19 protein-coding genes and 2 pseudogenes are annotated in these 22,434 nt (G+C 66.1%); 6 read left to right on the plus strand and 15 right to left on the minus strand.

Annotated features, from left to right (window positions below; genetic code table 11):
* The first annotated feature begins 191 nt into the window (after positions 1-191).
* Together ABZ570_RS03375 and ABZ570_RS03380 are read left to right on the plus strand one after the other, a co-directional pair.
* Complete coding sequence (locus ABZ570_RS03375) at positions 192-1,742, plus strand: serine hydrolase (protein WP_358056284.1); 1,551 nt, start codon at positions 192-194, stop codon at positions 1,740-1,742.
* A complete protein-coding gene (locus ABZ570_RS03380) occupies positions 1,736-2,638 on the plus strand; it encodes a MerR family transcriptional regulator (protein WP_358056286.1) in 903 nt (300 codons plus the stop codon). The genes ABZ570_RS03375 and ABZ570_RS03380 overlap by 7 nt, the downstream gene beginning before the upstream one ends.
* A 184-nt stretch (positions 2,639-2,822) precedes the next feature.
* On the opposite strand, the pseudogene ABZ570_RS03385 reads toward ABZ570_RS03380, so the two are convergent.
* From ABZ570_RS03385 to ABZ570_RS03425, 9 genes and pseudogenes are all read right to left on the minus strand, one after another.
* A pseudogene (locus ABZ570_RS03385) lies at positions 2,823-3,500 on the minus strand (transposase); the annotation flags it as partial.
* A 12-nt stretch (positions 3,501-3,512) separates the two neighbouring features.
* Positions 3,513-3,920 (minus strand): annotated as a pseudogene (locus ABZ570_RS03390) (site-specific integrase); the annotation flags it as partial.
* 542 nt (positions 3,921-4,462) lie between these two features.
* The gene (locus tag ABZ570_RS03395) at positions 4,463-5,347 is read right to left on the minus strand and encodes a nucleotidyltransferase domain-containing protein (RefSeq protein WP_358056288.1); all 885 of its coding nucleotides are present in this window, start codon (positions 5,345-5,347) and stop codon (positions 4,463-4,465) included.
* A 120-nt stretch (positions 5,348-5,467) separates the two neighbouring features.
* Positions 5,468-6,979, minus strand: a complete 1,512-nt coding sequence (locus tag ABZ570_RS03400; protein ID WP_358056290.1) for a hypothetical protein — start codon at positions 6,977-6,979, stop codon at positions 5,468-5,470.
* Positions 6,976-9,138, minus strand: a complete 2,163-nt coding sequence (locus tag ABZ570_RS03405; RefSeq protein WP_358056292.1) for a hypothetical protein — start codon at positions 9,136-9,138, stop codon at positions 6,976-6,978. Before ABZ570_RS03405 ends, ABZ570_RS03400 begins: the two co-directional genes overlap by 4 nt.
* A 263-nt stretch (positions 9,139-9,401) precedes the next feature.
* Positions 9,402-10,073: a hypothetical protein gene (locus tag ABZ570_RS03410; protein ID WP_358056294.1), complete on the minus strand. Its 672-nt coding sequence runs from the start codon at positions 10,071-10,073 to the stop codon at positions 9,402-9,404.
* Between the two features lies 1 nt (position 10,074).
* Positions 10,075-10,248, minus strand: coding sequence for a hypothetical protein (locus ABZ570_RS03415; RefSeq protein ID WP_358056296.1), 174 nt, complete (start codon positions 10,246-10,248; stop codon positions 10,075-10,077).
* 472 nt (positions 10,249-10,720) lie between these two features.
* On the minus strand, positions 10,721-10,888 hold the full coding sequence (locus ABZ570_RS03420; protein WP_358056298.1) for a hypothetical protein: 168 nt from the start codon (positions 10,886-10,888) through the stop codon (positions 10,721-10,723).
* A 311-nt stretch (positions 10,889-11,199) separates the two neighbouring features.
* Positions 11,200-13,191: an AAA family ATPase gene (locus ABZ570_RS03425; RefSeq protein WP_358056300.1), complete on the minus strand. Its 1,992-nt coding sequence runs from the start codon at positions 13,189-13,191 to the stop codon at positions 11,200-11,202.
* 115 nt (positions 13,192-13,306) lie between these two features.
* Here ABZ570_RS03425 and ABZ570_RS03430 point away from each other — a divergent pair, with 115 nt between their 5' ends.
* The 4 genes from ABZ570_RS03430 (at position 13,307) to ABZ570_RS03445 (ending at position 16,271) form a co-directional block, all read left to right on the plus strand.
* Positions 13,307-14,239 carry a hypothetical protein gene (locus tag ABZ570_RS03430; protein WP_358056302.1) on the plus strand — a complete coding sequence of 311 codons (933 nt, stop codon included), beginning with the start codon at positions 13,307-13,309 and terminating at the stop codon, positions 14,237-14,239.
* Between the two features lie 61 nt (positions 14,240-14,300).
* On the plus strand, positions 14,301-14,894 hold the full coding sequence (locus ABZ570_RS03435) for a hypothetical protein (RefSeq protein WP_358056304.1): 594 nt from the start codon (positions 14,301-14,303) through the stop codon (positions 14,892-14,894).
* Positions 14,895-15,053: 159 nt separating this feature from the next.
* Positions 15,054-15,593: a hypothetical protein gene (locus ABZ570_RS03440; RefSeq protein ID WP_358056306.1), complete on the plus strand. Its 540-nt coding sequence runs from the start codon at positions 15,054-15,056 to the stop codon at positions 15,591-15,593.
* Positions 15,594-15,665: 72 nt separating this feature from the next.
* A complete protein-coding gene (locus ABZ570_RS03445) occupies positions 15,666-16,271 on the plus strand; it encodes a hypothetical protein (RefSeq protein WP_358056308.1) in 606 nt (201 codons plus the stop codon).
* Between the two features lie 34 nt (positions 16,272-16,305).
* On the opposite strand, the gene ABZ570_RS03450 is transcribed toward ABZ570_RS03445, so the two are convergent.
* From ABZ570_RS03450 to ABZ570_RS03475, 6 genes are all read right to left on the minus strand, one after another.
* Positions 16,306-16,839: a hypothetical protein gene (locus tag ABZ570_RS03450; RefSeq protein WP_358056310.1), complete on the minus strand. Its 534-nt coding sequence runs from the start codon at positions 16,837-16,839 to the stop codon at positions 16,306-16,308.
* Positions 16,763-17,128 (minus strand): hypothetical protein, encoded by a 366-nt coding sequence (locus ABZ570_RS03455; protein ID WP_358056312.1) that lies wholly within the window; start codon positions 17,126-17,128, stop codon positions 16,763-16,765. Before ABZ570_RS03455 ends, ABZ570_RS03450 begins: the two co-directional genes overlap by 77 nt.
* A gap of 184 nt (positions 17,129-17,312) precedes the next feature.
* Complete coding sequence (locus ABZ570_RS03460) at positions 17,313-18,974, minus strand: UvrD-helicase domain-containing protein (RefSeq protein ID WP_358056314.1); 1,662 nt, start codon at positions 18,972-18,974, stop codon at positions 17,313-17,315.
* Entirely contained in the window at positions 18,971-20,809 is a 1,839-nt protein-coding gene (locus ABZ570_RS03465; RefSeq protein ID WP_358056316.1) for a hypothetical protein, read from the minus strand. The genes ABZ570_RS03460 and ABZ570_RS03465 overlap by 4 nt, the downstream gene beginning before the upstream one ends.
* A 116-nt stretch (positions 20,810-20,925) precedes the next feature.
* Positions 20,926-21,105, minus strand: a complete 180-nt coding sequence (locus tag ABZ570_RS03470; RefSeq protein ID WP_358056318.1) for a hypothetical protein — start codon at positions 21,103-21,105, stop codon at positions 20,926-20,928.
* A 103-nt stretch (positions 21,106-21,208) separates the two neighbouring features.
* Positions 21,209-22,153, minus strand: a complete 945-nt coding sequence (locus tag ABZ570_RS03475) for a hypothetical protein (protein WP_358056320.1) — start codon at positions 22,151-22,153, stop codon at positions 21,209-21,211.
* Positions 22,154-22,434: the final 281 nt, after the last annotated feature.

Below are 22,434 nucleotides of genomic sequence, written 5' to 3' on the forward strand. Positions count from 1 at the left end.
ACCTCACCGCCGGACGCGCGCGAGATGTGACTGTCACCCCGATGAGGACGGCCTGCCTCCGAGGCTGTTCCAACCCCAGAAAGTACCTATGACCTAGATCACGGTTGAGGTTGACCTTGGGTCAGGGTGAAAGCTCGCCGCAGCGGCACGACGCCGACACCGACATAACAGATTCAAAGGAGTGGACCACCATGTCCATCACCCTGACCGACCAGGACAAGAACACGCTGCGGACCGCCGCGTACGGCGCGGTGTCGTTGATGGCCGCCACCGGCACACCCCACAAGGCCGCCACGAACGCCTCCATCGCCTTGACGTCGGCGACCGGCCTAGTCGGGCACGTGCTCGATGCGAGGTCGAAGGACATCGAATTGAACGGCAAGACTGCTGCCGCACTCGCCGACCAGGTACTGCCGGCCCTGACCGCAGCGGTGGTCCTGCTGGAGAGGCAGGATCCGGCCGAGGCCGACAACTTCCGCAACACCGTCCTCGTTGCTATCGACGCAGCCGCCCAGCCCCACCAGGGCCAGCCCAACCCCGCGACAGCCGAGATGGCCCGTAAGATCAGCGCAGCCCTCAACGTCGCCCGGGTAGCCGTTGCGGACAGCGGGGACGTACCGGCTGCTGCCGGGCCCGATCGCCCGGAACTGCAGCAGGCCCTCGAAGAGATCGTCGATTCCGGTATCACCGGGATCACGCTGCGCGTGCACGATGAGCGGGGCGAGTGGGTCGGCAGCGCCGGGGTGAGCGAGCTCGGCGAGACCGCCGAGCCGCCTACCGACGGGCACGTCCGGATCGGCAGTAACACCAAGATGTTCACCGGGGCCCTGGTACTGCAACTGGTGGCCGAAAGCACGATCGGGCTGGACACGCCGGTGACGGACTACCTGCCCGAGTTCGGACTCGACAAGCGGACCACGGTGCGGATGCTGCTGCAGCACACCAGCGGAATCTTCAATTTCACCGGCGAGTATTACGACGACGGGACGTTCGTGCCAGGGATTCCCGCCACCACGGCGGGCAAGGCGTGGGTGGACAATCGATTCAAGACCTACGAGCCGGAGGACTTGGTGCGGCTGGCGCTGTCCAAGCCAGCACGGTTCGAGCCGGGAGCCGGCTGGAGCTATTCCAACACCAACTACGTGCTGGCCCGGCTGCTGATCGAGAAGGTCACCGGCCGCGCGGTCGCCCAGGAGATGCAGCGGCTGATCCTGGGGCCGCTCGGGCTGACGGGCACCGTGGCACCGACCACCCAGACCGAGGTCCCCGAGCCGCACGCCCACGCCTACTACCGGTACGAGGACGGCGGGCAGGAGAAGATTGTCGACGTCACCCGCCACAACCCCTCCTGGATCTCCAGCGGCGGTGACATGATCTCGACCACCCGCGACCTGCACACCTTCATCTCCGCGCTGATGAGCGGCAAGCTCCTGCCGGCCGAACTGCTGGCCGAGATGCGCACGCCGTGCCCGACGCCCATCCCGAACATGGGCTACGGCCTGGGGGTGTTCGTACAGGACACGGGCCCCGGTGGCACCGTCGTCACCCACAACGGCGGCGCCGCAGGTCACGCGGCGATGATGTTCAGCACGCCTGATGGCACCAAGACGCTGACCGCCACGCTCAACTATGTGGACGACGCCGCGCTGTCGCTGGCCGCGCCGTTCCACAAGGCGACGCAGCGGCTCGTCAACGAGGTATTCTGCGGCGGGCAGGCCGATCCGGCTCAGCCGACGTGCTGAACGCGAACCAGGGCCGCGCCGAACTTGCCGAGTTCGGCGCGGCGCGTCCGCATACTCGGCCGCGGTGTGCGAATTCGCGGCCGAGTCCGAGCGCAAGGCAGGCTGAGCATATGAGGCACGGAGTCACGATCGGGCAGGCGGCGGCATTCGCCGGCGTTACGGTCAAAACGGTGCGGCACTACCACAAGCTCGGCTTGGTCGAGGAGCCCGAACGTGACAGCTCAGGTTACCGGCGGTACGGATCGGCCGAGTTGTTGCGGCTGGTGCAGGTCCGGACCCTTGCCGGCGCGGGCGTGCCGTTGGCCGAGATCGGGCCCCTGCTCGACGCCGACACTGCGTCGTTCACCGCCGCACTCGCCGACGTCGAGCGGCAGCTCACCGAACAGATCGAGGAGTTGACCGCGCGGCGTGACACGCTGCACCGGCTCGCCGACGGCAACCGGGCGCTGCTGCCCGACCACGCCGTGGCGCTACTGGAACGGATGCGCTGCCTCGGCTTCTCCGCAGACGAGGTGGCCGCCGCCCGGGAGGGCTGGGTGCTGGCCAAGGCCCTGGTTCCAGAAGGCTTCGACGACTACCTCACCCACGTCGAGCACGCCATCGAAGACCCCCGATTCGTCGCCTTGAGCAAGCGGGCCGCCGAAGCCGCGGCCTGGCAATCGGACGATCCCCGCATCGCCGAACTCGCCACCGCCATGGCCGAGCACTACCTCGCCAATCCCGCACAGCTGAAGATCGTCACCGGCCTGCAAGCCCGCACCGAGGCCGCGACCCGGTACAAGCTGATCGCCCACCACGGCACAGAGCAGGCACCAGCCGCGGCCCGGCTGGCCGCGCTTGTCGAGACCAAGCTGCGCGCCGCCGGCATCCATATCCCCAGACCGGACTCCCACTGACAGACCGTGCTCTGCTCCGGTCCGCCCACAGATACTCCGCCGGAGCAGCTTTACGGCGTCACGGCGCCGGGGGGAGTTGCCCCCTGGTCCTGGACACTTGAACCTTGGATCGTGATGGTCCGGGGAGATCAGGAGTCCCTGACAGATGGTGATGAAGCACTACCCCGCCGAGTTCAAGGCCGACGCGGCGAGCGATCCGCAGTCGGATGCCTTTGGCGCGTACCGCTCTGCGGTACTTGTCGTGGTCGTACGCGCGGTCGGCGAACAGTTGATCGGGCCGCCGGCGGGGTCGGCCGCGGCGGCTTCGTACCGGTGGGATCTTGTCGATCAGCGGGAGCAGTTCGGTGACGTCGTGGCGGTTGCCGCCGGTCAACGCGACGGCCAGGGGGATGCCGGCGCCCTCGGTCAGGATGTGATGCTTCGAGCCCGCCGGCCGCCGGCCGCCGATGACGATGACCTGTTCCCGGATCGTCAACTCTCCTGCGGCCAGGTTGATGTCCTCCCAGCGCAGGCCCGCCATCTCACCCCGACGCGGGCCGCGCAGTGCCACCAGCCACCACAGCACGAACAGCGGATCGTCGCGCACCGCCTCAAGGAAACGCGCAAGATTGTCCAGATCCCACACGGCCACCCGTGGGCGCACGCCGGTCTCCCGCCACTTTGCTTCGTGCTCGTCATCCCAGACCACGGCGTGCGGGCGTGCCCCGTTAGGTAGCCGCAGATTCCGGGCGGGGTTGTGGCCGCCGATGCCCTGCCGTCTCGCCTCCGACAACGCGCTGCGCAGCACCGCCCGGATCCGACTCACGCTGCCCGGCGAGTTCAACCGCCCACCGCGCACGACCTGACGGCAGATCGCGTCCATGGCCCGCTGAACGGTCTTCGTACACAGCTTGCTCAACCGAAAGCGGCCCAGGTGCGGGATCAGGTACTTCTCCACGATGCTGCGGTAGTTGAGCACCGTCGTGGGCCTCAACCGGCCCTCAAGCTCCGACAACCAGAAACGCAGCCAGCGTCGCACCGTCCAGGTCCGCGCGACCGCCTCCGGCCCCGGCAACTGGGCCAACTCCCAGCAGGCCCGCTCCGCCTCAGCCAGAGTGGCGAACCCACCCCGGCGAACCCGATCACGACCACCGTCAGGCGTGGGGACCTGCAGGGAGAAGTACCAGCGCCCATGGCTCAGGTCCGCCAACCGAACGCAACCGGCGCCGAACTGCTTGCCCGTCTCCTCGTCGCGGCAGCCACACCGCCGGTATACCTGCCCCGGTCCCTCGGACACCCGCATCAACGACACCGCCCGAAGGCGTCGCCATGACCGCTCAGCAGGCCGTCCGGGCGACGACGGGCGCCGAGGGCGTCACTCTCCACCCAACCCTGAAACCAGACATAAAACCGAAACTCATCCGTACCGCAGCAACGATGCAAAGTTCATCCTTAACAGATATGCATCGGACTACGGACCAGGAAGCTTGAGACTCAATCCCTTCGCACGCACCCTCTCGATCCGCTGCGCGCTGGCACCATCGACCAGCTCAGCGACGCCGCACGGAGCCCTGATCGTGGGGTCACAGGCGTGACTCACACAGGCTCGGGGGAGATAGCCGGCCGGCTATCTCCCCTGTTCAAGAAGGCGCGCCCGAAGGGACTCGAACCCCCAACCTTCTGATCCGTAGATTTCCACCACCCACGTACGCGAACAGGACCGACTCACATTGCCGCCGCGCAGTCAGCGGACAGCGACCCGTGGCCCGCCATCTCGGAAGAAGCACTGCGAGCACTGCCGCCGAGAGCTCCCAGAGTGGTCAAACGTCCCGCTCGCTTGGCCGCTTAACCTTCGGTGCTCCAGCGAATCTTGGCAAGCGCCTGCCGGTCGAGTGGCCGTAAGCGAAGGGCTGGGAGCGGTCCGCGGGTGCCGATCCGCAGGATTTCCAGCCACTCAGCTCCCGTATCAGCGGTGAGCTTCCTAGGGATGGCGTCGAAGTTGCGCCAACGGATGCTGACGAAATAGTTCGGGGTGCCCGGTCCGAGTTTGGTCCGTTGGATGCGGATCTGCCCTGTTGGGATCCCTCGGCGCTCGTAGTAGGCCACTGCGGCGGTCGCGGCCCGGTGCGTGTCGCCGCCTGGCTTCCATTGGTCGTCGAGGGCGAGCTTCGCCTCTGCGTCTCGCACATCGCAGTCGGCGAGGTCCAGTCGTTCGATGTGTAGGACGTTTGCCTCTACTGCCTGGTAGATCGGCTTACGCACGGGTCCAGGAATCCAGCGGTCCAGGCCGTCGAATTCGGGCAGCATCCAGTCACGGGCCGCCCGGCCTGCGGTGGGATCGGCCGTGATGGCATGCAAGCGAGTCAACGCTGCGTCTATGGCATCGCCACGCTGCCAGAGGAGCCTGAGCGTAAAGTCGAGGCCACTTCGCCGCATTTTGTCAGTCGCGTCGAACTGGAACTGGCATTGCCGGCTCCGCCCGACGAGAGCATGCCGGATGTGACGGTACGGATCGCGCCCGTGTCCGAGGTCGCTCACGGCGCCGGCGGCGAAGTCGAGGTCGGGGGCGAGTTCAACGTTGAGGTCGATGTCGTGGGGCGTGAGGGCACCACGCGCGAAAGAGCCGAATACGTACACCTTCGTGACGATGTCAAGAGGTGGTTGAGCATGGCCGGCGTCGAGGTTACGCAGCATCTGCTCGACCAGACGGAGGGCGTTATCTCGCTTCATCGGCCGGATCTCCCTCGGAGGTCAACGCGGGTGGCAGGGCTCGCATGGCCACGTGATCAAGGCTTGCTGAACAGCCCAAGTAACGGCGGCACCGCATGGTCATGCGGCTGGCTTGTGTCGTTACCGCTTCATGTGTACTCGAAGGTTCGACTTGCGCCGGTCGGGCTTGATCGTGGAAACAATTCCTCCATCCTGAAGCCGACGGAGGATGGCCTGATGCGCCTGGGTGTCGGCAAGTTGCGCCTGCCGGTTGCCCTTGTCTGCGATCCTGGCGTAGTCGCCGCCCATGTTCCGCAGGGTTTGGCGGAGTTCGTCAAGAGAGACGTCCTTCCCCGCCGCCGCCAGGAGTCCTGCGACCGTCGCCTGGTGAGCGCCGCCCCGGCGTAGTGTTTCGATCTGGTCGGCGCGGAGACCCAAACCAGACCGGAGCGCGTACGCTGCCATCGCCTGGTGGCCAGCTTTAGGTGCTCCGCCTGCGAACTCGTCCAGCGCCTCAAGGACTACGTTCTTGATGTCGTCGGCGACCTTCGAACTCTGCATCAGTTCGGCGATGTATGTAGCTTGCAGTGTCTGCGGGCCGATGAGCTCAGCGTAGTTGCTCGACCGCGTGATCGCGTGCTCGAGTGTGCGCCAGTCAACCATGAGCCGGGAGTGGAACGTCTCCTCGTCGTCGTTGAGTAGCTCCTTCTCGATGAGAAGAGCGATCAGCTCGCCGGACTCGGGGCCGACGGACTGCGCTTCAAGTGCCCCCGGCTGCAGGGAACCCGCGATCTGCGCCCGCAGAGCCGGGTCGGGCAGCTGCTCTCGTGCGTTCACGATGGTTGTCGCGAGTTCGCGCCTGGCGTCGAGTTCTTCGCCGTTCGCGTCCACCACCTCGCGTGCCGACGCGAGCAACGCCGCGAGCCACTCATCGATGCCACCTGCCCACTCCACGTAGGCCCTGACGTTGGCGAAGGTGGGTGGGATCCGGCCTGTGCCTACGAGCACGGGCCAGGCACCCTCGGGAGCGTCGCCGAGGTCATCGATCATGCACTCAGGGCTTGCGCCGTTTACGAGTCTGCCGAAGTCGGGCTTCCTGAGCCGTGCGACGTCCTGTAGCACCCCGATGAACATCGCGGACGACTCGACGGTCCACCTCGTCCCTTGCGACTCGTGGTTCGATTGGAAGTACGCGTCGAGATTGCCGAGTGCGTGGCCGTAGATATCGCGATCGGCCTTGGCAAGGCGGTCGAGTGCGATGTTGTCAGTCTCGGCGAGCACTTCGAGGTTCCGAGTGGTGATGGCGTAAGCACATGCCTTGATCAGTGCGGCACGCGCTGCCGCCGACAGCTCAACAACGGTCGGAATGACTGCACCCGTGCCGGCGATGAACTGCACCGCGCGGCGGGCCGCGTCGCTGTAGCGCTCGTCCCGCAGCGACAGGAAATCCGAGTACGAAGCCTCGAAGAAGGTTCGCACCTGGTCTGAGTGCTCGTACTCTGTGCTGTCAGCGCGGTGAGTAAGAGCGACGTCCACGAGCCGGCTCCGCTCGTCTCGGCCTAGGGTTGTGTCACCGATCAGGTAGGTGAAGATTCCCGGCAGGAGCGGGGTGAGCTGCTCTACAAGTGCGGCCTTTGCCGCGCCAGCGCTCAAATAGTGATCGACGAAATGCGCTCTTTGGGTCCCCAGTCGGCGAGGCGTTTCACGACCACCTTTGCGCGATCCGCTTCCTCTTGGAGCAGGTGGTTGAGGATGGAGACGTTGTACATGCTGGGGTCGCGGAGCACGCCGGCACCACGGTCACGGAGGATTGCGGTGATGTCCTCGCCGTCGAGGGGATAGTCAGCGTCCGGCGTGCCGCGGTCGACGTTGCGCATCAGGTAGGTCATCGCGTCGGGTCGGATCAACTCGCCGTAGAAGGACGAGACGTGGAGCGAGAAGTAGGACGTGATGTATCCCTGGGATGCCAGGTCGACGGCGAGCCGGGATGGAAGGAGCCGGTCGACCCATTGGCGGAAGGTCAGCGCACTCTCGATCTCCGCGGTCTTGTACTTGAACTGCGGACGGTCGACGAGATCAGCCCAAGTATGGTGTTGAAGGAAATGCGTGTCGCGCTCGATCCGTTCCAGGCCGTCTTGATCAGCGGTCACTGAGCGCGCGGCCCATTCGGTCAGATCGAGGGAGGTGCCAAGGAGGTCGCTCAGCACTGGCACAGAGAACAGCAGTTCGCGTTGGTAGCCGTATCCGTCGCGAACATGCAGCACGATCGAGCCGTTACCTTGTAGTAGGTCGCGCCAAAACTTCGCAGTTCGGAGCTCGGCAGGACTGACGACTTTACCGCCGACGTGTAGCTGATCGCTCACCGTGAAGCCTTGCGGCGACGACGCGCGAACAATCGCGTCGACACGCGCCTGAAGCCTCGCCGCCAACTCGCCGGCCCTTTCCTCGGCCGCCTCGTCGCGTTCGATCCGCTCATGGAGCTTGGCCGACTCCACGCGGAGCCGGTGAAGGTTCGCGCTGATTAGGCCGCGCCAGACGTCGTACAGCTTGTCCAGCGAGCTCTCGCCGAGTCGGATCGCTTCGAAGTCGGCCATGTGGACGTTCTTGAAAAGGACCATCGCGAGAAGGCGTTCCTCGTCGAGCTGCGGTACCGGTGTGGCGACGTCGATGAGCTGGTGCTTGAACACCTCGTACTCGTTGACGATGTTGTGGATGAGCCGCATGTCGGCGACGTGCCGTGCAGCGAGGTCGACAAGTTCCTTGGAGATCGAGTGCCCGCGGTCTGTCAGGAGCCTGTGCATGTGATCGCGGGCGTTCTTGTGGGTGATGAACGGCACCACCGGTACGACGAGGTCGAAGAACTTGGTGCGGTTGGCCCGGACAAGTTCCGCCTTGGCTTCGTCGGTGATCGCGTTATTTTCGTCGCGCCCTAGCTTCTCGAAGATGCTGTCGCGAAGGGCGTAGATGAACCGGATCCTGCGACTCTTGAGCTGTTTCGCGCTGTTCAGCAGGTTGTTGAGTGATCGTAGTGTCTCGAAGATGAGCGGGTCGTCGAAGCGGTCGAGATCCTCCAGAATGACGATGTCGCGCCGGTTGGTCTCGAAGAGGTAGACAATCTCGTCGAGGTACTCGTCGAAATAGCTAGATGAGCGCGGCGGGAGCGTGATGCTGGCAGGGCCAGCCGTAATCTGCTCAATCCTCAGCTTGTCGTGCAATAGAAGACGAACCAAGTAGACGGCCCCTGCGAGGATGGCTGCGAGCGCGAGGTACACAAGCGGGGTGCGCGACCAGCCGGGGCGATCGATAGGGTCGGCTCCGGTCAGCGTGATCAAGGGCCGGTCCAGCCCTGTCGCCACCATGAGGCAAAAGAGACCCAGACCCACGAACAGAGCAAGGCAGAACTCACGCCTGCGGGGGAATCGACTGATGCGCCGGAAGCGTGACTCGCGGGCATCTGCGGGCATCTGCTGGTAGAGCAGCTGCTTGACGATTTCCTTTTGGATGCGATTCGTCTTTGTCGTCGCGGCAGGGTTGCCCTCTTCGCCGGCTCCAACAGGCGCGGGCTGCTCACCCAGCGTCGATAGCGACACCTCAATGACCCTTTTAGGGTAGGTCTTGGCGAGAGTGCGCAGGATGCTGCTTTTGCCGGTGCCGTAGGTGCCGGTCAGCGCAATGTTGCGTACATCGGTCTGTTCCTCGATGGCCCGCTTGAGGATCGTGACGTAGACGCCGTGTTCTTCCTTGTCGACCTTGGGGGCCAAGCTATCCAGCTTCGGATCAGTTGCTTTGCCCGCAGCCCCTCGATCGCTCATGGCCGAGATGCTAGTCGCACATCGAGCCGAACCTGGCCCTGCCTTACGCCATCACGCCTCGCAGCGCTACCACACCGCGGAGCAATCGCATCGATGTCCGGCGATCTAGTTAGAGGTCATCGCCTGCGAGGTACACGGACATCCCGATGAATCTTCCTAGGCCGACCAGCCGCAGGCAGGAAGGGGTAACTCCTCAAGGGCGAAAGCGCATATACCCGCCTCAAACCAGATCGCACCGTCTCCTCTTAGCTTAGAGATCAAGCTCAACGCTGATCGTTGTCGGCGAGTGCCTCACGCGCAACCTCCGGGTATCGGCGCACCATTGCCTTGAGCTGGATCATCCGGAACTCATCGCGCGACTTGTCGAGGACCTGCTGCCAGCCGGCTTTTGGGTTGACAAGCTGCTCGTCGATGAGGAACTCAAGGACGTCCTCCAGGGCTGGGCGGAAGCGCCGCCCGCCGACAGGGAAGTGCAACTCGCCTATCTGCTTCTTCTTCCGCTTTGTGGACAATGCCTGGATGATCGGGTCCAGTTCCGTGTTGACCCCGAAGACCTGCAGGTGGGCCTCTGTATAGCCGCCCTCAGCGTCTCGCTTGCCGCGCTCGTAGTCGTAGTGGAACAACGGGTCAGGCGCGTCCGGGGACGCCGACACCGCGAAGTACGAATGGTGCATGGTCAGGTGGCCGGTGCCCTCTTCGAGGTATACCTGGCACTGCAGGTCGAGGTACAGCTGGTGGCGCCTGTCGATCGTGCGCAGGGCGACCGGGCTGGTCGCGAAGTCCTTCGTCAGGTTGGTGCCGACGGCCACGACTCTTTTGGCGGGATTGATACGGGCGAGCACACGAACATGGTCATCTACGACCGTCTGGGCCAGCAGCTCCTGCAGCTTGACGGCGAACTCGTGCGCTTTGTCCTCTAGCTTCGAGCGCGCCAACTCAGAGAGTATCCCCGATCAGCACCCACAGCTTGCGGGCGGCGGTGGACACGAAGTTCCGGTCCCGGGCCTGCTGTTGAAGGTCTTCGTAGCTCAGGCCGAGACGCTTGAGCGCCGCCTGGGCGTTCTCCCGCCATTCGGCAGGATTCATCACCACGACGGGGCTGTCCGGCATCGCTCCGACTGCCCCCGAGGGCGGTACTGCCACTTTTCTCGCCTCCCTCAACCCGTTGACTCCACGACTGTACGGCCAAGGCCTGACAGTTCGTCTGCTTTGACTATCGGGCTCGCTCCTGTCCTTGGTTCGGCACCTCGCCACAGTTTCCCACCCTGACGAGTCGTCGGACGGGCGTCCCCTCACCCGACCGCGGCCGGTACAGCTACGTGCTGTCCACGGCGACCGGGGGAGTCCGCATCCTCATGCCCGATGCCGACCTCGTCCTGGTGCGGGACGATCTGACCGCGTCGGCTCCATGCCTGTTCGTCAACGGCCAGGCATGGTGGTGGAACGACGCGGCCGGGCAAGCCGCTGGCGCTCTCACGTCGGGCAGCGGATTGGACATGCCTGCGGACCTGCGGATCGGACGAACCAGGGTTGACGCGACGCAGCGCTATGGCCGGGGAGACCGCCCTTCCTCTCCGGGTTGCTACCGGTACCCACGGATTTTTTCGACCGTCCAGCCGAGAAACGCGGCGATCTCCTCGTCAGTGGTTTTCAACTGGGCAAGCCACTCTTCGATCGCTCGCCCAAGCGACGGCGGCACGCCAGGTGTGTCCACGTCTGGGCGCGGCTCATCGTCGTCCAACAGATCCACGTGGAACCAGTGCCGTCCGGGTCGAGTCGACGTGCCGTGGGGTCGTATCCGTCGAGCCCGTCGTCGCCTTCGGGGATCAGCTCGTCGGTGTTCCAGTCGGGGATCTCCCACCCGTCTGGGAGACCTGCCCCCAGTGATAATCCTTCGTCCGCCCCGCTCAAGTGCCTCGGTGCCGGGCGGTGTCCGCGTTTACCAGACTGAACGCACATGACCGACCTCGCCGCCGGCTCGTTCAGGCTCAGCCGCCGACCCGCTGACCGTCCCATGACCCAGCTGCGGCGCATCAGCCGCCCCGCCCACCGTCGGCCGCCTTACGTCCGAGGCAGCCCCAAAGCGCGAAGCAAATCCGCCCACAATGCCGCTACCTCAGGCGGCGCTGGTACAGCGTCAGCAAAGGCAGCGCCTACCCTGGTTCCCTTCTGCGTGCCAACATCTCGCCGCACTTTGGCGAGCATCTGTGCGTCCACGCGGCCCAGGAACATTTCGAGTTCACCGCTCTTCGACCCGTCGTCGCCGAAGTCGTCAGCGAGAGAGTAGACACCTTCGGCCGCCCACTCCGCTCGAACTTCAGCCAATTTCTCTCCGGACTGCGGCACCGCCCTACCCAGCTTCGCTAGCTGTTTTGCCATATCGCTGCCAGGGCGCATTGCGGGGCCGTCAGCGACGATCACCCATGGCACCCCAAGCCGATCAGCCAGCGACGCGAAAGCCCCGAACCCCTTCTGCCCGTCAACTGATAAGAAAGCGACGTTCCGCTCATCTGGCGTAGGTAGCGGCCCTTTGTCATCTGCCAGGGAGCCGTCAAGCCAGCGCCCGATAGCGGCGAGGTCGGTGGGCCCCTCGAACAGCACCACCCCGGCCGCGAAGAGCAGACTACGGACTTCGGCCGAAGCGAGCAGCCGTGTCACGGCGGCGATGTCTGCCGGTGTAGTCGCGGCAATCGAGTTCACGGCACGGCCGCCGGTTTTGGACATACGGACAATGCTGCCCAGTTCGTCAGCCGTCTGCGCCGGCACGAGATCGGGGTTGTGGGTCACGCAGAGCGCCTGGCCAGGACCGCTTCGGCGGGCACGGAGCATCGCCAACAGTCGTCGTTGCGCCGTCGGCGACAGGTGTACAGCTGGTTCGTCGAGGAACACGCATCGACGCTCGTCCGCTAGCAGCGTGGCAAGCAGGAGAGCTTCGGCTGCGCCCGCCCCGGCGCGGTGCAGCGGGACATCGTGCGCGTCGTCGCCGACTTGGATCTGGATGGTTGGAACGAGTATCACCTCCGCGTCCCCCTCCACATCCGGTATCACCTGTTCGGTGCAGTCGATCTGCTCCCCGGTCAGCCGCTTGAAGGACTCCCGCACTCTGGCGAATCGGCGGCGGTCGCCGGCTGATCCGTTCTTCAGCCGGTGCAGCTCCAAGGCCAGCAGCGAGCCGTCCCGCAGGCTGGGTGTTTGCGCGAGTTCCCGTGCCTTGAAGTGCGTACGTATCGGTGCGCGGTGGTTATTCGTGACTTGGAGACGACGCGCTATCAGCCGTTCCAGGAGGTGTGCAAAGGGCACCCGAGTTTGTGGTTGAGCCTGATAGTCAGCCTCCGCCGAGACAGCGGCAATGCTCGGCGGCTGCACGGCCGCATTCACCTGCTCGGCGACAAACTCGACGCGTCTGCCTGGCACGTAGTTCCACAGCTCGACCGGAACCTTGCGGTCGTTGACCTTTGCGACGATGTCGTTGGTTGAGGGGCACAACTCGCCGACGTAGGGCGACTTACTGGGGCCAGCGATGACAGGACCGTCCAGCAGGCGACCCACTTCGTTGCCGAGGAGCTGGACGTGCACCGGCCCATGCGGCAGTTCGAACTCCCATCCAACTGTCCAAGGCCCCCGCTGCTGCCTGTCGAGTATGACCACAAGGTCGCCGGCCATCATCGGCGACGCTGAGTCAGGCGTGAGATTCGCGTCGACCGCCGCGGCGAGCGCCATCACGTCGGTGGCCTCAGGATGTAGGAGGTGCAGTATCGCAGCGCGGTAGTAGGAATCGATCAGCACGCGCTCGTCTGAGGCGTCGAACTTGACGCCGACACGGACCTCGAACGACTCCGCACCGTTGTGGCCAGCCGTCGCCCACTCGCTGTCGAGAGGCCGCGTCCCCGTGACGCTGGCCTGGACGGCGTCAACCATCAGGTTGAGGGCCTGCAGGAGAGTCGATTTGCCGCTGCCGTTCGCGCCCGTGACGATGGTTAACGGCCTGTCGGTACATACCTCTGCCTCTGCGAGGCCGAGGAAGTTGGTGGCCGAGATCCTGGTGATGCGCACGGGCGCATCATGCCAGCCACCCCCGACTACACGAGGCGCTCGGTGGGCGGCACCCGGCACCGTGGCCCCGATGCGCGATAGAGAAGGCTGGATGGTGCGGGCTATCCTCCGTCACATGGGCCAGCACCCCCGTCGAGTCAAGGTGAGCGCCGAGGTGATCGTCGAGGTCACGGACGAGGCAGCCCTCGAAGAGGCGGTCCTGGACGACGTCGATGCCAGCGAGTTCTCTGTCGAGCCGGGTCAAAGCCTCGCCGACGTTCGGGCTGAGGTCCGACGGGACATTCAGGGCGACCCGGTCGCTGCCGTCGACTGGATCGCCGACGCGGCCGGCATCATTGCCGATAGGCCGGGCGTGGAGTTCGTCAGCGCGCGCCAGACCGCTGTCGAGGTCGACAAGGACGGCTTCGAACTTGTCACGGAGCCGGACTTCGCCAGGCTCTTCCCGCTGTGCCACTGCGGCAGGGATGGCTGTGACGCCTGCTCCGGCTTCCAGCTGACACCACGGACCGCAGCGGTGCTCTGGACAGTCGCGCAAATCCTCGCCGACCACGCCTACGACGACGTACAACTGCACGGCGATGAGCCGATCACGGACGAAGCCGAGTGGAGGGTCCTCGGCGACTACCCGCGCATCACCTGGCGGCAGGATGCCGTGTGGCGCAGGCAGGCCGCTCGCGCGTTCGACGACCTGACCAAGGATCTCGAGGCCGGCAGAGAGCCTCGGCCCACGTGCCCTGGCGAGGAGATGGCCTTCCACCTGATGGTTCAGGCCGCTCAGGCGGCGCTCGCCGACGGATGGGGCCCGTCGGCGAGCCTGATGGCGCGGTTGCCCGAGCACGCCGACGACTACGACTGGGACATGGCCTCCGAGGTGTTTCTGCAGGACGACGACATTCTGCACTTGTTCGACGTGCATTTGGATGGCATCGAAGACCCGGAAACAGAGCAAAACCAATATATGGGAATAGGCGACTACCGGGCCGAGGCGTGGTTCCGTCCCTTCTTGAACATGACGTCGCGGGACGGCCGCCGCGGCTTCCGACGGTGAGCAGGACGGCCGAAACCACGATCGGAGGGTTGAGTTGCGCAAACGCGCCGAGTTCCGCCGAATGGTCGAGCGGCTCCAAAGTGAGTGCCGCGGGCAGAGGTTCGAGCTGTCCGCGGCCGCTGCGGAGGACATCGTGGCCGAATTGGTCAACAAGACGGCTCGCAGCCTCGGCATGCGTGAGGAGACAGTCCTTAGCGCGCACCTCGGCACCGTCGACGTCGCCGCTCTCGCTGCTGACATTGTCCGAGCCGACGAGAGGCAGAAGCGAGAGGTCAGGGGTGCCTCACCGGCGATCATCAGCGTCGAAGACACAGGACGTCTCGTCGCGTCACTTGCCCAAGCGGTCCGCTGCGTCAGCTTGAACCACGCGCGACTCACGCACGGGGGTCGCGACAAATGGGACGTGATCGGTGTGCTTGATGACGCGAGCAACAGCCTGACCCTCGTCGGCGAGGCCTTGGAAAAGCACCACGCGGCGCCCCACGTAGCCGTCGTGCTCTGGAGCGACGAGAGCGTAGTCTACGCCCGACGAGCTCTCGCACGAACTATCGAGAAGCTTCGCGCTGGCGACTGGTCGTTCGGGCACGGAGCAAAGCTCGACGCTGGCGTAACCGAACGAATGACCGCTGACCTAAAGATCCTATCGCCCGACTGACATCTGACACCAGTGCCGGAAGTCGTGCCACGCCCGAGGGCACGGCGTCCAGGCGCTCAACTGGCGTCACTCCCGGCGCGAGACCGCCCCAGCCAACCCGTAGGCGGCGCCCGCTGCGGGGATGCCGTGCCAACAATCGCCTTGCGATAGACATGTTCCATGCGGTTCACCCTGACCTACGACGGCCTGCTCACCCCAGACGGCACCGCCAAGCACAAGATGGAGATCCGCCGCCACTTCCATCGCCAGCTGGCCGAGTTGTGGACACACGAGCCCCTGACAAATATCGCCAACGCCGCCGAGCCGGACGGTGTGCATTACGAGAACATCGCCGGGCACGGCTTCACAGCGGTCGTGCACGACGCGTTCAAGCTTCGAGCAGACCTTGACGTCCTGCTGCTGCGGGAAGCCGCCCCTGGCAGCGTCCTCAGCAAGGCCGACATCGACAACCAGCTCAAGACCCTGTTCGACGCCTTGACCTGGCCGCAGCAAACCCAACAGGTCCCCGAAGGCTGGGCGCCGAAGGATAACGAAAAGCCGCTGCACTGCCTGCTCCAGGACGACCGCCACATCACCCGCCTTCGCCTGGAGACTGAACGCTGGCTCGCAGCGAACGGCCCGCAGCACGTCCGTCTGTTCATCAGGGTACGAGTCACCAACGCCTACCCCACCAACGCCTCAGTCCTTCTCGGCACCTGACGGTGACGCTCGAAGCGGCTTCCCGTCGTACAGGTGTATTAGGATGATGGGGATTTGAGAGAGGTGCGGCTTATGCGCCTGAACGACCTGGCGCGTCAGATGCGCGTCGACGTCTCCGACCTCCTGGCGACGGCCCGCGACCTCGGGCTCGACGTAGGTGGTCCGACCAGTTCCCTGTCCCACGACGAGGAGCGGGCGCTACGGAAGGCGGCGACTCTGCCGCAGCAGCGCCCGGCTGTTCCGAACCAACCGGGGGCCGGCCCGGCCTTCCGGACCGCCCCGCCGCGCCCCCTGTCCCACCACGGTCGATGGCGCGGCCCGCTGTCAGAACCGTCCGACCTGGCGAAAGTGTTCCTGCGCTTGGAGGAGGCGCAGACCGACGCCCGGTCCATCAGTCTTCCTCCGCGCCCGGCGCGGATCCGGTATGCCGAGGCGTCGGCACGGGAGTGGGCGAAGCATTGGTTCACGGCCCAGGAGGCGGACAAGTGGATCACTGCCAACGGCGGGATCTCCGCAGCCGTCGCGGCCTCCCTGCGCGATGCCGGACTGACCCCCGAAGACGCCACAGTGCGGATCCGTACTCCGCGCGGGTTCGTGCACAAGCTTCCGCTGGCGATCCGGGTTTCCTCCGGTGAGCTGACTGCGGCCGAGCTTCGGGAGATGAAAGCTAGGGCGTGAGTCGTGAGGCGAGCTGTGGGTGCCCCCGCCAGGGTCAGTACAGCGCTGGCGGGCGTGCCGCTGTCTTGGCCAGCCGTTGGGCTCTGGCATACAACTCGTCCCGGGCTACGGTAGGGGGAGCCCAGCCGTCGGCCCAGGCGGCGAGGAATCGCTCGGCGGCAAGCTTGCGAGCGGCTGCGGACCCGGCCCGCCGGTAAGCCGGGTCGGTCAGCAGATCCGCCGCGAGCTGCTCGTAATGGTCCTCGATGTCTGCGTACCGCTGCCGGGCCATCTCGTCGGCGCGGTCGCAGGCCAGCCTCACGGCCGTGTGGATGACGCGCTCATCGATGTCAGCGGGCAGGTGGCGTTGCGCGAAGCGGTGCCGGCCGCCGCCGGGCTTCTCGCCGCGGAACTCAGGCATGGCCAGCAAAGCCTGCACGGCGGGCTCCGCCAGTTCCTCGCGCTCGCTGTCGGTCAACCAGCGCGGCTGATCGTCGTCTGGGTCACGGTCGTCAACAACGGCTCTTCCTGCCGCGAGCAGCGCCTCCCACTCGGCGTACCAGGACGCGGTGTGCTCCCAGAAGTGCACGACGCCGCCGGCGACAAACGCGATCTCGATCCCGTACAGCTGCCCGCGGCAGATGCGCGGGCGGGTCGGCTACCTCCTCCGGATCCGCATCGAACGGGTCGACCTCCAGATACAGCGCGGGCGCGCCCATCCCCTGCGCCAGGGCGAGAAAGCGCGGCAGGTCGATGGCCTCCGCGTCGAGCTGCACCTCAGGCCCGAGGTCGTGTAACGGTACGGCGGGCACCACGGTCATCGCGTGCTGCTCGGCAAAGGCGGTCGCCGAGGACCGCAGGCTGCTCACATCGTCCACGTCGCGAAACGCTAACCGCCCCGTACGACGAACCCCGTCCACCACGCCCGGCAGCTCGCCGACGTCGCGAAAGCGGCGTCGGCGAGCTGACCGCCTGAGATGCCATTGATGGCGTCAGGCTCGCCTGCTCCGTCCACCGCATCGGCCGGTCGGCCTTACCCAGCCAGCAGGGGAAAGGGTTAGCTTAGGCGGGTCCGCACCGCTCGATAAGGGGCCGCCACAGCGGATGGGGAGCGGCGGGGACGATGATCTGGGCCCGCTGGCGGGCTCTGGTCATGACCACGTACAGGAGTTTGGAGCCAGAGGGGAAGGGCTCTCCTTCCCCGCCGTGGTATTCGTCCTCCTGAAGGAGCAGGATGGTGGTGTCCGCTTCGCGGCCTTTGGTCTGGTGCAGGTTCATGACCTGGATGGGGCGGGGACGCTGGTTGGCTGCTCCTACGAGTACGCCTGCACGCGCTGCGGTCAGTGCTTCTGCGACATCTTCATACGGGAGTCCTGCCTGGAGCTGGCGGATCGCGGATCGGGTCTGCGGCATGGCGCAGGCCCATGTCTCTTCGCCTCGAAACATGCCGACGCGGGAGTACGAGCTGGCGATGAGGTCGGTAAGCCGGTCGTAGTCGGGTCCTTCTTCCGCGGTGCCGGCCTGGCGTAGCTCGAGGGCCAGGGAGCGGAGGGCTGTTTCGAGAGCGGGGTTGGTGCTGTCGAGCATTTGTTGGGCGAGCGGGGCCAGTCCGCCGCCCTTGACTCTGGTATTGGCGGCGATGTAGACGGCGAGCGCGCGGCGCACACTGGCGCCGGGGATGTTGAGCGCGAACCGTAGTAGCGCGTGCTGGGCCGCGATTGCCTCGCCGTACGCCTCGGTGAAGCCGACCTGTTCGTGTGGGATGCCGTGCTTAGCCAGCGTGTCGGACAGCAGGCTTGTGGCGATGATGGTGTGGGTGAAGACGTTGACAGTGTGATGCCGGGTGCGGGCGGCGCGGATCATTGCGACGATTCGCTCGTTGTAGTCGCTTGGGGTGCAGCGGGTGACAGTGAGGCGGCCGGTTCGGACCGCCTCAGCGATGGCGGGGTGGTCGAAGTTTCGCTCTCGGGCCGCGTCGGCGGCTGCGGGCAGGATCCCGGTGGGATCGCGGTGGCTGGCCGCCGGTAGGGGGAGCGTGATCGCGCCGGGAAGCGCCTCTGCCAATGCCTTACGGCGGGCGGGGTCGGTGTTTTTCATGCCGGTGAAGATCGCCTGGTTGAGATCGCCGAGGAAGATCCGGCGCGCTTGGGGCGCGACGAGCTGAAGGAATGCCCACTCGGTGTCGTCGGTGTCTTGGAACTCGTCGCAGATGACCAGGCCGTACCGGGCCGCGTAGTGAGCGGCGATCTCCGGGATGCGCAGCAGGGTGCAGGCGGCTGGCATGAGCTGGTCGTAGGTGAGGCCGGCAGGACCTCCGGGAACCTTCGCTTCGGCGGCGCTTAGGATCTGCTGTGGTGCCGGGTAGCCGTGGTACTGGCCGAAGTCGTTGATGACCTTCCAGGCAAAGCCGTGGAACGTCGACACGTCGATGCGGTCGAGGTATGGGCCGATGACCCCGGCGGCGCGGTCAATCACCTGGGCTACAGCGGTGCGGGAGAACGACAGGAACAGCACGCGGGCTTGCGCCGGGAGGCGGGTACGCCGCCCGGCGAGGACGGCGTCGCGGCGCATGATCGATCGCCGAACATCAGCGCGCTGCAAGAATTTCCCGGCGGCGGCTGCGGCGGTGCTGGTCTTGCCGGTGCCTGCTCCCGCGAGTACGAGGATGACGGGCGCGGTTGCGTCGATTACCGCCTGCTGCTCGTCACTTGGCTTATAAGTCACGACGGACTTGCCGCGCTGGGTAGCGGGATGGGCGGGATGTCGATGACCGCAGGGCCGCTGTATGAGGGGGAGGCTGCGGCGGCGACGTGGTTGAGCACGTCCACGATCATCGGCGGAGGGGTCTTCGTCTCCTCGACGAGCGCATCGAGGAACGGCTCGTGCAGCGACTTCTTGTGCAGCGAGCGCTTCACAACCTCAACGACCTTGACATCCGGTACGCCGTCGGCCGGGTCCTGGCTGAGGAAGGCCGTGAGGGTGGCGCTGGCCGCCCGTACCTTGGCGATGTCCACGCCGGCCAGCACCGCGCCCTCAATGGCGGTCCTCGACGGAAGGCGCACCACCACATCGCAGCTAGCTTCGATCTGTTTGATCGTCTGTTCTTCGGCCTTGTCACGGTCGATCAGCGCGATAACGCGGAAACCGAGGCTGCGGGCGAGGTCGGCGACGACGGGGATCTCGCCGATGCCGCCGTCTTGACCGGTGCCCGCCGCGACGAGACGCACACCCGCTGCCGAGAGCGGCGCGGCACCGGGCAGCCGCTGCCGATCCACCGTTCCGTAGACGACGAGGTCGTGCGGCCCTTCGGTGATCGCGACCGCCGGGGAGGTCAACGCCGGCAAAAGCTGGGTGTGAAGCTGCCGCATCGCCCGGATGCGTCCCCGATCCGCCGGCCGTTTCAAGCGGTGCCAGGTCCTCTCACCGCCGTGGCGGGTCAGCCGGACGAGTTCCTCCGGGTCAAATGCTCGCGCGACCTCGGGCCGTCGGGTCGACAACCACAACTGTCCGGCGCTGGCCCGCAGCCGGGCGGCCAGGTGCTCGGCGTTGGCCGTGTCGACCTGGTCACCGAAGTCGTCGGCGAGAATGACCGCGCCAGGCGCGGTCGCCAACATGATCGCTTCCGCGACACCGAGCATGGCCGCAGCGGTGCTGCCATGGCTCGCCAAGGCCAGTGGACCGGCGGCGTCCAGGTTCACGGTGGGTTGCAGTGACTTCAGCAGGGCCTCCGCCGAGCCGTCATCGGCACGGAACCCGACCTGCGCGGTGTCAAGCGGCGTGTCCGTAAGGCAGGCACCCACACCGCCGCTGGCCAGCGCCACGCCCACGGCTTGCGCTACCGCGTCGTGACCAGCGAGTTCCTCCGCTGCATGGGTGACCCGGGAGCGGAGCACGTCGAAGGCCGCTGCCGCTGCGGCCGGGTCCAGCTCGTCGATGACTCGCCGCAGCGGGGAGCCCGCGCGAAGCTGTAAGGGCCGCCCGGCGCTCAGCATCACGACCGGTAGAACGCGCCGGGTCGATGCCGGCACCCGCGTGTACTTTCCCGCCGTGGGGTTGGAAGCCAGCGGGTAGTAGACGAATTGTTCCAATGCCTCAACGTCGGAGTCGTACACGAGTCGATAGGCCAGGCGGACGCACCAGGGAGCGCCAGGCAGAGCCTGGTCCTCTGCCACCGCACAGCCGTCCGGGCCACATCGTTCTAGGAAGCCCTCGAAGAGCTGCTCCAGCTCTGGGTCCAGGTCCGTCAGCGTGACCTCGACATTCGCATAGGGTCGTGGCTCGACCGACGAGAGGCGCTGCGCGGCGGCCGGAGGCTGGCCGTCGCTGCTCTCCTCGTCCTTTCCCGGCTCGGTGTCGCCGGTCGCGGCAGCGGTAATCGTGGTCTGCCACAGGTCCGACATGGTCGGACTGGTGCGCGACTCGGGGAGCAGTACGCGCGCGAGTGCCGAGATGACGTCTGAGCGGCCCGCACGGGGCACGCCGGAAAGCACAACGTGACCTGGGCACCGCAGCTCGAAGGAGCGAAAGCCGCGGAAAGAGTCGATCATGAGCTTGCTCACGCGCACACCGTATGGTCCCCGATCGTCGAAGCTGGGCGCATCCCTAAATCCGAGAATGATCTGTTTGATCGATGCGAAGGCATCCGGCCATGCCACCCCCACTGGCTCGACGGGCTTCACCAGCTCGACGATTGGAGGCGGACGAGAATCCTCGGAACCTCGGTCGGCGCATCCTGGTAGCCGCTGGCCATCGCCTCGTATGCCCGCCGCACGTCACTTGGATCGTGTGCGGTGCCGGCGTGCAGGTTCGCCACCGCCTCGGCCCAGCCGATCACGTCATAGTTCGAATAGGACAATGAGCGAAGAATGCGAGCAGGCCCGCCGCCACCCTGGCCAAACCTAAACGGCTGCGGGTCCTGTCCTAATGACCGATGCCCAACCCGGCGGCTACCAGCCTCGCTACGACTGGTAGGGCGGCAGCTGGCCGCGAAGCAGCTGCGCGAACTCGGTCCGCAGTCGCGCCACGTCGATCGAGTGTCCGGCCATGCGCTGGCCCAGCTCGGCGATCGACCATGTCGCGAGGTGGCCGAACCTCGCCGCGTACACCGCGACGGTGTGCAGGCCGTACCGGTTTGAGTAGTCCATCAGCGCGTACCCGAGCAGCTGATCCAGGTCGGAGCGCGCCAGTGAGGCGGTGCGACTGCCGTCCGTGCGGGGTTTGCCGCCCTGGCCGGCCTTGAAGTCGACCAGCATCCCACCGGCGATCAGGTCCGCGTCGGCTTTGAGGTCGGCGCTGCCGTCGAACGTCATGCCCGTCGTCACGGGCCCAGCCGGCAAACCCGGTAGCAGCCGCTCGACCGCCAGGTCCCGCATCGCGACCAGGTCGGCCACCTCCACATCGGTGGCCAATCCCAACAGGTCCGCCGCCCCGCTCGACTCGTCCAGGCGCATCAGCCGGGAATGCTCCACCGACGCCGCCCGGTACAGCTCCACCAGCAGCGCCAGGGCGTAGCACACACGCGCCCACCACTCATCGCTGCAGTGGGCGAAACCGGCCGGGCGCATCCGCAGCTCCACCTCACCGCTCCCTGTGCGGTGGGGCTGCTCCCCGACCGCGAGCTCGCGAAGCAGCTCTCGACCGGCCCGCACACACGGTGCCCGCCTCGATAACAGCCCTACCAGCGGCAGCGCGATCGACGGGTGCGGGTCGACGAGCATTCGCAGCCAGAAGTCGATCGCCGCGCCCTGCGTGCCCGGCGCGACCCCGGCCGGCATCACCACCCGCTGCGGGCCAGCCCCGACCCGAAACTCCGCCTGAATCTCCCTGTACTCCGGGAACGTCGTCCGCAGCCACACGGCCACCGGGCTCCGAGCGTCCTTGACCTCGTACGTCAAAGCAGACATAGACCAAAGCTACAGAGAGCCACCGACACGAAACTCGGGGTGCGCTTCGGGGTGCTTCTGGCGTTCGCGCTTCCTTCGGTGATGGCTGCTGCGGCACTGTGGCGACCGATCGTGATGCTTCGCCCAGATTCCGCCTACCGTCGGCGGACGTGCGCGGATCTGCCCGACCAGCTCGGGTACCCGCACCGACCTACCGTCATGCCTGGGAAGCCCGAGGCGACGTCGCCATCGGCGACTACTTCCGCTGGCGCAGCCACGTGCTTGACGGGCGTTCGGGGTTT

The sequence above is a fragment of the Micromonospora sp. NPDC007271 genome, from assembly GCF_040634005.1.
Taxonomy (GTDB): Bacteria; Actinomycetota; Actinomycetes; order Mycobacteriales; family Micromonosporaceae; genus Micromonospora.